General features: G+C 37.8%; 10 protein-coding genes. All 10 read right to left on the bottom strand.

Annotated features, from left to right (window positions below; translation table 11 throughout):
• Positions 1-115: 115 nt before the first annotated feature.
• Entirely contained in the window at positions 116-1,156 is a 1,041-nt protein-coding gene (locus ACPLVF_RS10115) for an L-threonylcarbamoyladenylate synthase (protein WP_424907718.1), read from the bottom strand.
• A gap of 12 nt (positions 1,157-1,168) precedes the next feature.
• Positions 1,169-1,696 (bottom strand): chromate transporter, encoded by a 528-nt coding sequence (locus ACPLVF_RS10110; protein ID WP_424907717.1) that lies wholly within the window; start codon positions 1,694-1,696, stop codon positions 1,169-1,171.
• Positions 1,689-2,267 carry a chromate transporter gene (locus tag ACPLVF_RS10105; RefSeq protein ID WP_424907716.1) on the bottom strand — a complete coding sequence of 193 codons (579 nt, stop codon included), beginning with the start codon at positions 2,265-2,267 and terminating at the stop codon, positions 1,689-1,691. The genes ACPLVF_RS10110 and ACPLVF_RS10105 overlap by 8 nt, the downstream gene beginning before the upstream one ends.
• 1 nt (position 2,268) lies before the next feature.
• Positions 2,269-3,141, bottom strand: a complete 873-nt coding sequence (prmC, locus tag ACPLVF_RS10100) for a peptide chain release factor N(5)-glutamine methyltransferase (protein WP_424907715.1) — start codon at positions 3,139-3,141, stop codon at positions 2,269-2,271.
• A gap of 14 nt (positions 3,142-3,155) precedes the next feature.
• A complete protein-coding gene (gene prfA / locus ACPLVF_RS10095) occupies positions 3,156-4,232 on the bottom strand; it encodes a peptide chain release factor 1 (protein ID WP_424907714.1) in 1,077 nt (358 codons plus the stop codon).
• 13 nt (positions 4,233-4,245) lie between these two features.
• Complete coding sequence (locus ACPLVF_RS10090) at positions 4,246-5,097, bottom strand: DUF1385 domain-containing protein (protein WP_424907713.1); 852 nt, start codon at positions 5,095-5,097, stop codon at positions 4,246-4,248.
• 58 nt (positions 5,098-5,155) lie between these two features.
• The gene (rpmE, locus tag ACPLVF_RS10085) at positions 5,156-5,365 is read right to left on the bottom strand and encodes a 50S ribosomal protein L31 (protein WP_424907712.1); all 210 of its coding nucleotides are present in this window, start codon (positions 5,363-5,365) and stop codon (positions 5,156-5,158) included.
• 107 nt (positions 5,366-5,472) lie between these two features.
• The gene (locus ACPLVF_RS10080; RefSeq protein ID WP_424907711.1) at positions 5,473-6,120 is read right to left on the bottom strand and encodes a hypothetical protein; all 648 of its coding nucleotides are present in this window, start codon (positions 6,118-6,120) and stop codon (positions 5,473-5,475) included.
• Positions 6,121-6,144: 24 nt separating this feature from the next.
• Complete coding sequence (amrS, locus tag ACPLVF_RS10075; RefSeq protein ID WP_424907710.1) at positions 6,145-7,128, bottom strand: AmmeMemoRadiSam system radical SAM enzyme; 984 nt, start codon at positions 7,126-7,128, stop codon at positions 6,145-6,147.
• A gap of 26 nt (positions 7,129-7,154) precedes the next feature.
• On the bottom strand, positions 7,155-8,552 hold the full coding sequence (gene amrA / locus ACPLVF_RS10070) for an AmmeMemoRadiSam system protein A (RefSeq protein WP_424907709.1): 1,398 nt from the start codon (positions 8,550-8,552) through the stop codon (positions 7,155-7,157).
• Positions 8,553-8,584 lie beyond the last annotated feature (32 nt).

Below are 8,584 nucleotides of genomic sequence, written 5' to 3'. Positions count from 1 at the left end.
TTCTGCTGATGCCATATATCTTCTTGACTTTTTTTGCATACTTAGTAACATCCAATCTCACCTAATCAAAATTAGGCCTTTTTGTACTATTATTTTCAACTATTGTGACCTCCTTTCATGCTTTTATAATCCTATTCCCAGAAGCTCTCTTTAATCGGTTCATTACAGCAAGGCCAAGCCCGGTTTCAGGTATTCCTTCAGCAAGGATTACATCCACTCCCATCCTGTCAAATTTCCTCAACAGTGAGAATAGATTAGAAGATATTGTGAGAGGCGCATCCCTGTCGCCCGCAGAAATTACATTTTCCCCAAAATATTCCTTCCTTGTTTGAGCTGTTGCAAGGATTCCTACTTTAAATCCCTTCCTTTCAAATTCCTTAGCTAATTCTTTTATCTTTTTTATCTGCAAAGGAATCTCACCAACAATTAAATAAATTTCAGCTTTAGGCGAGTAATGTCTATATTTCATTCCCGGAGATTTGGGTTTTTCTATCCCGCTTATGGCATCTTCTACCTGAACCCTGCCTAATACCTCTTCCAATTCCTCCTTTGTAATCCCGCCCGGCCTTAAAATTATTGGTATATCTCCTGTAAGGTCTAATACTGTTGATTCAACCCCAAATTTCGAATCCCCTCCATCAATCACCGCATCTATCCTTCCCTTCATATCTTCCATGACATCCTGTGCATTCGTAGGACTGGGTTTTCCTGATAAATTAGCGCTGGGCGCTGCAATGGGAACTCCCGATTCCCTTATTAAAAGCCTTGCCACCCTATGGTCCGGCATCCTAACCGCTACCGTATCAAGCCCTCCTGTGGTCCCGTTGGGTACCCTTTCACTTTTTTCAAAGATTAGTGTGAGAGGCCCCGGCCAAAATTTTTCTATTAGAGAATAAGCTTTTTGGGGCACTTCTTTGACCAAAAGGTAAAGTTCTTTTATATCCTGTATGTGAACTATCAAAGGATTATCCTGGGGCCTTTTCTTAGCTTCAAATATTTTTATTGCTGCTTTCTCATCAAGGGCATTAGCACCAAGGCCGTAAACGGTTTCAGTGGGAAAGGCCACAAGGCCGCCTTTTTTTATTATTTCTGCTGCAATTCTTATTTTATCAATCTCAGGATTTTTTTCATCCACTTTAATATATAAAGTTTCCATTTTTATCCCCTCTTAATGATATAGTAAAACCCCCATTACTGCTGAAAAAAATATAACAGCTATTGGATGGATTTTTAAAACATAAATACCTATAAACGTTGCAGCTGCAATGCCCAATTCCTTAAAACCCGTAAGGGAATTTTTGCCTATGCTAATAGCTGCTTGCAAAATCAGGGCTATTACTACAGGCCTTATCGCTTGGAAAAAATAATCGGTTGCCTTAATTTTACTGCTGAATTTTTTAATAATATAAGCCAGAAAAAGGATAATAACAAAAGACGGCATTGAAACCCCGAGGGTAGCAGAAAAAGACCCTAAAACCCCGTTAACCCTATAACCCACAAAAGTTGCTGCGTTTACAGATATGGGCCCAGGTGTTACTTGAGAGATTGCCAGTACATCCATAAATTCTTTGAAATTGAGCCATCTATTTATTTCCACTACCTCTTTTTGGATTAATGGGAGCATTGCATACCCTCCACCAAACCCAAAAAGCCCTATTTTAAAAAAGGCATAAAATAGTTTAATATTTTCAATCATATTCTTTCTCCCTTTTCCAATTCTCATAACTTCCTTTAATAATGCCAAATATGCCAAAAAGCAAAATCAAAATTCCCGGATAAAGATTAAAGAAAAAAAGTAATATAAAGCTTATAATAAAAATAACATAGGATGTATAATCTTTCAAAGCCTTTTTCCATAGAGAAAAGGCTGCACATAATATAAGGACCAAAATAGAAGGGTAAACACCTTTTAAAGCCCTATTAAAATACGTAATCTTTTTTACTTCTTTGTAAAAATAGGCAATAATCAAAATGCTTAAAAAAGAAGGGAGCACAGTGCCGAACAGTGCAAAAACGGCTCCTATAAATCTTCTCAATTTATATCCGATATATACCGATGTATTTATAGCTACCGCTCCCGGTACAGATTGGGAAACCGCTATAATGTCGATAAACTCTTCTTCTTTTAGCCACTTATTCTTTTCAACTATTTCAACCTTCATCAATGGGATCATTGCATAGCCTCCGCCCAGTGTGAAAGCACCGATTTTAAAAAAGGTAAAAAACATTTTTAAGAGAAAAATAAAATCCTTGCTTAAAGACACCATTTTACTCCTCCTGTCTTAAAGAAGCTACAACAACCCTGTCACGCCCTGCATAGTCTTTTAAAACCCTAAAGTTTCCAATACCATTCTTATAAAGGATGTCCTTTATTGCTTCAGCCTGATTTTCCCCTATCTCCAAAATTACATAGCCGTTTGGCTTCATAAAATTGCGGCAGTTTCCTATTATTTCCCGATAAAAATAAAGCCCATCTGGACCGCCGTTTAAAGCGATCTCGGGCTCGTATTTGACATCTAAAGGTAACCCACTTAAATCCTGTTCGGGTATATAAGGGGGATTTGAAATAACCACATCTAAGCCAAAAATATTATTAGAATAAAAGGGTTCCCATAAATTTCCTTTTAGTAAGCATATTTTGTCTTCTACCTTATGCTTTCTTGCGTTTTCCAAAGCAACTTCCAAGGAGACATCAGAGATATCCGAAGCATAACAAAATACATTTTTTAAATTTAAAGCAATAGAAACAGCAATTGCCCCGCTTCCCGTACATAGATCTGCTACTTTTATTAAAACTTTTTCTTCGTATTTTGAGGATATAATTTTAATAGCTTCTTCCACGACCAATTCGGTTTCAGGGCGGGGAATAAGAACTCCTTCTTTCACAAAAAGATTAATAGAATAAAATTCTTTGCAATTGGTAATATAAGCCACGGGATAATGCTTTTCGCGCAAGGATATTTTTTCAAAATAATCTTCTACTTCCTTATCCCTAAGCTCATACTCGGGATGGGAAAAAAGAAATCCCCTATCCTTTGAAAGTACATAAGCAAGGATAACCTCCGCATCCAAGAAAAAGGATTCTATTCCCTTATTTTTTAATATTTCTCTTCCCCTTCTTAAGGCATCCCTTACCTTCATTATTATGATACCCCTTATTCGCTGGATTGGGCGAGTTTCCTTGCCTGTTCTTCAGCAATTAAACTTTCGATGATTTCGTCCAATTCTCCATCCAAAATACTTTCTAATTTATGGAGGGTAAGTCCTATCCTATGGTCTGTAACCCTGCCTTGAGGGAAATTATATGTCCTTATTCTTTCGCTTCTATCACCAGTACCCACCTGGCTTCTTCTACTTTCAGCTATTTTTTGGTCTTGTTCCTGCTTTTTCATCTCCAAAAGCTTTGCCCTTAAAATCTTCATAGCTTTTTCCCTGTTTTTAAGCTGTGACCTTTCGTCTTGGCATGTAACCACAATCCCCGTAGGGAAGTGGGTTATCCTGACAGCCGAATCCGTAGTGTTTACCGACTGCCCACCATGGCCGGAAGACCTAAATACATCAATTCTTATATCCTGAGGATTGATTTCTACATCCACCTCTTCCGCCTCGGGGAGAACCGCTACGGTTGCGGTAGAAGTATGGATTCTACCACCCGCTTCAGTAACGGGTATCCTTTGAACCCTGTGGACTCCCGATTCATACTTCAATTTGCTGTAAGCACCTTTGCCGATAATTTCAAACACTACCTCTTTAAAACCCCCCAGCTCCGTAGGGCTTGTGCTCATAAGCTCTACCTTCCACCCCTGCCTTTCCGCATAACGGGTGTACATTCTATATAGGTCTGCTGCAAAGAGTGCCGCTTCTTCTCCTCCAGCTCCTGCTCTTATTTCCATAATTACATCCTTTTCATCATTGGGGTCCTTAGGCAACAGCATTATTCTCAGTTTTTCCTTCAGTTCTTTTTCTCTTTCCTCTAATCTATCTATTTCACTCTTTAAAAACTCTTCCATTTCTTTATCTTTATCCTTTTCATTTTTTAAAAGTTCCTTTGCATCCTCAATTTCTCTTATTACGCTTTTATAATCTTTATAGCAGTTTACGATTTCTTCCAATGAGGCATGTTCTTTAGCAAGTGCTCTCCATTCCTCCTGTTTTGCTATGACCTCCGGATCGCTGATTTTCTCGGTTAATTCTTCATATTTTTTCAAAAGTCCTTCTAATTTTTCTATCAAAGGTTTTCCCCTCCTATATTACACTCTTTAATGCTTCTAAAGCAACTTCAATTTGTGAGTCGTCTGGCTTTCTTGTGGTTAATAGCTGCAGCCACATGCCCGGTGCACTTATTATCTTCGCAATTTTCGAATCGCTTCTTCCAGTAAATCTTATTAATTCATAAGAAATTCCCGCCACAAGGGGCAGCAATATTATCCTTGAAAGTATCCTCAATAAAATGCCTGGCCATCCCAAAAAGGAAAAAAGCAAAATGCTCACTATCATCACTATTAAAAGAAAGCTTGTGCCGCATCGCGGATGAAGGGTTTTGTATTTCTTGGCATTCTCAACAGTTAAAGGGTCTCCATTTTCGTAACAGTGCACAGCCATGTGCTCCGCCCCGTGGTATTCGAAAAACCTTCTGATATCCTTCATTATCGAAATAGAAAAAATATATAAAAAGAAAATTATAATTCTTATAATGCCCTCTATCAGATTTAGCAGGATTGGATTTTTAACATTATTTTCAAAAAATCTAATCAAAAAAGTGGGAAGGACAATAAAAAGCGCGATAGCGAAGCCCACAGCAATAATTATAGAAAACGCAATATCTTTTGGCGTAAGCTTATACTCTTCCTCCTCTGCTATACTCGCAGAATAGGAAAGAGCGCTAATACCGATTACCAGCATTTCAAAAAGGGCAAGGACTCCCCTAATTACCGGCAACCTTAAAAAAGGGTACCTATTTTGCAAGGACTGATTTTCTTCCCTTTTTACTACAATATCTTTACCCTTTCTTACCGCAATAGCCGTATATTGGGGCCCCCTCATCATCACGCCTTCTATTACCGCTTGTCCCCCTATTGAGGGTTTTACCGGCTTCATTTATTCCTCTCCTTTGTCCCAATATATGAATAAAGGTTAGAGTGTACACTCTAACCGTTTATTCTTCATCCTTTATGCCAAATCTCTTCTTAAATCTCTCTACACGGCCACCAGTATCAACAAGCTTTTGTTTGCCTGTAAAAAAGGGATGGCACTTTGAGCAAATTTCCACGTGAATTTCTGGTTTTGTTGAACCCGTTTCAAAAGTTTCACCACATGCGCATTTCACAATAGCCCTGTAGTATTTTGGATGAATTCCTTCTTTCACCTTACTCACCTCTGCCTTTTGTGTCTTTATGTTAAAGCTATAAATTACCCTTGATATTATAGCACAGGTTAATTTATTTAACAAGTAATTATTTAAAATACTTGGGGTTATTTTTCTCCAATTAATAAGTAATAAGAAAAATCAAGATTATCTTCTTTTAAGATTGAATAATTGTCCCAAAAAATGCAACTACCACATACTACTAAACTACCCCCTGATGAAAACCTTCTTTCCGCTACAAGAATCGGCGAAGAAGATATAATTTCCGTTTTTGATGTTTCCATACCTTTCAGTATAACCTTTACATCTTCTGTAACACTTAAAGAAGCGCTGTAAGGAAAAACAACTCTTTTTATCCCATTATTAATATAAACGTTAGAAGTAACTATAATATAAGGGTCTTCTTGTATAAAGTTAGTATCGTCCTTTACGCCATCAAAATTCACTCTTATACCGAATTCTTCAGAAACAAAATTGCAAATTTCACCAACACGATCCTTGTTTTTAAAATGGGCTGTTAGAATTATTCTCTTACCTTCTTCTACAACTGCATTATACAACCTTTCTTTTTCTTCCATAGTAAAGTTTTCTTCAGGGTAGTTAAAAACAATTACAGGGTAATCAAAAAGCTTTTTAAAATCGCTTTCTTCTTTGAAAATTATCCCCCTTTTGCTCATTTCCTTAGATAAAAAGGAAAAATAATAGGTATCACTTATTAAAAATTCTCTATGAGAACTGCTCCAAGCTATCTGCATACTCCTCCAGTCTCCTTTTAAAATTCATATTACTATATCCAATTTTTCTTTACATTTCTCGCAAACCTTTCCTTTTATTAATTTTTTTACATTATAATAGTTTCTCTTAATTAAAGGCTCTCCACACCTTTTGCAGTAGGTCGTGCTTCCCTCTTCATCGTCTATATTGCCGGTATAAACATAATACAAATATTTTTTAGCTATAAGCCTTGCTTTTTTAACTTTTTCAATAGGAGTTGGAGGGATATTCAATTTGTAATTAGGAAAGTACCTCGAAAAATGCAGGGGGATTTTTTTATCCACCGAAGAAAGCCACTTCGCAAGTTGTTCTATCTCCTCTTCTTCATCGTTTAGCCCGGGAATAAGCAATGTCGTAATTTCTACGTGGCAATAATTCTTACATATTTCAATGGTCTTTAAAACATTCGAAAGCCTCCCGAGAGTATCCCTATAAAAATCCTCTTTAAAGGCCTTAAGGTCAATATTCATGGCATCTATATAGGGCAAAATTTCTCTAAGAGGTTGCTCTTCAATGAAGCCATTTGTAACCAATACGGTTTTTAAACCCTCTTTTTTTGAAATTTTAACCACATCGTAAACGTATTCGTACCATATGGAAGGCTCGTTGTAGGTAAAGGCAATTCCTATATTGCCCTTTTGGGATTTGGCTATTTGCACAAGTTCTGAAGGATTTACTACTTCGGTAGGGACTTCAGTAATCTGGGCAATTTGCCAATTCTGGCAGAATTTACACCTGAAGTTGCATCCGAAGCTCCCTACAGAAAAAATATAGCTTCCAGGGTAAAAATGGTAAAGGGGCTTTTTTTCTATAGGGTCCATAGCCCAAGATGAAATTTTGCTATAATTTTCTGTATACAAAACCCCTCTTACATTTTTCCTCACCTTACATATGCCGTGAAAACCGTTTTTTATACGGCAGTGGTGGGGGCATAATTCACAAATAACCGAATCTTCCTCCATTTTTTTGTAAAACATGGCTTCTTTCATTTTAAATCCCTTCTTGCCTTATGGTATCAGTAATGTCTTATGACCTCAAATCTTTCGATTTCGTACTCCTCATGGGGAGAAATGCCCGCCTTTCTTAAAGCTATCTCTAACTGTTCCTCTACGGTATCAATGCCCTCCAAGTCAGGAAGCAAAAGCCCTGTCCTTCTTCCCTTTCTAACTATTACCCCGTACTTTTTGGGGTCAAGTTCTTCCTTTGAATTAACTTTTTGAGGAGGCATTAAAACATCCACCGAATAAGTAAGCTCCGGCAGTTCTTCCGGTTCAACCGGGAAAAACCGAGGGTCTTCGCATCCTGCGCTTATGGCATTTTGGATTATTTCTTCGGCAATGTTTTTCCTTGTAGGGAATATGGTGCCGATACATCCTCTAAGCTGCCCGTGTTTTTTTATTGAAACAAAAACCCCCGCCCTTTGCGTAAGCATCTCTTCAGGAAGCCCTTCAGGAACCTCGATTATTTTCCCCGTCTTAACATAAGTCTCTAAGGTCTTCCTTGCAAGACTTACATAGGGGTCTTCCTTTTCCCTTCTTTTGATAATATTCTGTCTCCTTTTGTCATAGAGTTTCTCTAACTTGCTTTCTCCTTCTCCCAAGGGTAAAAATCTCGCTACACAATATCCCACACCAAATGGCCCTTCATAGGATAAAACCTTTGACTCAACCCTTATTCCATCAAGACTTCCCATCATTATCCATATGGACCTTAAACCACACTCTCCTGCCTTTTCTATAAGGCTATTTTCCATGCTGTAAAGCCCTTCTATATCAAAATTTTCAAGACATTTAACCAATTTTTCATCAAATATTTTCCCTTTTGGAGAATACCCCGCAGGTGCATCAGGCGTAAGCCGATGGGAAAGGTCTCCGCTTGCAATGACAACTACCTTTTTCCCTGTAATCTCAGCTGCTTCTTTTATTGCCGTCCCAAACTTATATAAGTCTTCATAAGGCAAAAGTCCGAAGGACATAATAACCAACTTAAAATTTTTGGCGTACTTTGATACAAAATATAAGGGAACCATTGCACCGTGATCGAGTTCTTCCTTCACACCGTATTTTTTCAAAGGGATTTCGGTGGATTTCACCGCAGGCACATTTTTCTCATTGGCCTTTTTTATTATCTCTTTTTTTAATTCTTCATCCTGCTCAAATTCCAATTTTACATGAGGTGCGCCAAAAGCCGCAAAATCACCCTTTAAAGGAAAATCGTAAATGAAAATTGCATCCTGAAAAACTGGACCATGCGGCGAAATCAGTACAATGCTGTCGGGAGAAAAATGTTCAATTTCCATTCCTACAAAACAGGCTGCTTCTACCGTTTTTAAAACTTTCTCAGTTTCATCTCCCCCTATCTCTTCAATCATAATAGGAGGATGAGGCATTAAATAACTTGCTATTATACCCATAGCGTTTTTAAATCCCTTCAACCGGGGCCGGG

The organism is Thermovenabulum sp. (assembly GCF_049701175.1).
In the GTDB taxonomy this organism is placed as follows: Bacteria; Bacillota; Thermosediminibacteria; order Thermosediminibacterales; family Thermosediminibacteraceae; genus Thermovenabulum.
This window is presented reverse-complemented; position numbering and strand designations above follow the sequence as displayed.

Coding starts and splice junctions, on each gene's coding strand:
- ACPLVF_RS10115 (WP_424907718.1), bottom strand. CDS start 1,156: ATGGAAACTTTATATATTAAAGTGGATGAAAAAAATCCTGAGATTGAT.
- ACPLVF_RS10110 (WP_424907717.1), bottom strand. CDS start 1,696: ATGATTGAAAATATTAAACTATTTTATGCCTTTTTTAAAATAGGGCTT.
- ACPLVF_RS10105 (WP_424907716.1), bottom strand. CDS start 2,267: ATGGTGTCTTTAAGCAAGGATTTTATTTTTCTCTTAAAAATGTTTTTT.
- prmC (WP_424907715.1), bottom strand. CDS start 3,141: ATGAAGGTAAGGGATGCCTTAAGAAGGGGAAGAGAAATATTAAAAAAT.
- ACPLVF_RS10090 (WP_424907713.1), bottom strand. CDS start 5,097: ATGAAGCCGGTAAAACCCTCAATAGGGGGACAAGCGGTAATAGAAGGC.
- ACPLVF_RS10080 (WP_424907711.1), bottom strand. CDS start 6,120: ATGCAGATAGCTTGGAGCAGTTCTCATAGAGAATTTTTAATAAGTGAT.
- amrS (WP_424907710.1), bottom strand. CDS start 7,128: ATGAAAGAAGCCATGTTTTACAAAAAAATGGAGGAAGATTCGGTTATT.
- amrA (WP_424907709.1), bottom strand. CDS start 8,552: ATGGGTATAATAGCAAGTTATTTAATGCCTCATCCTCCTATTATGATT.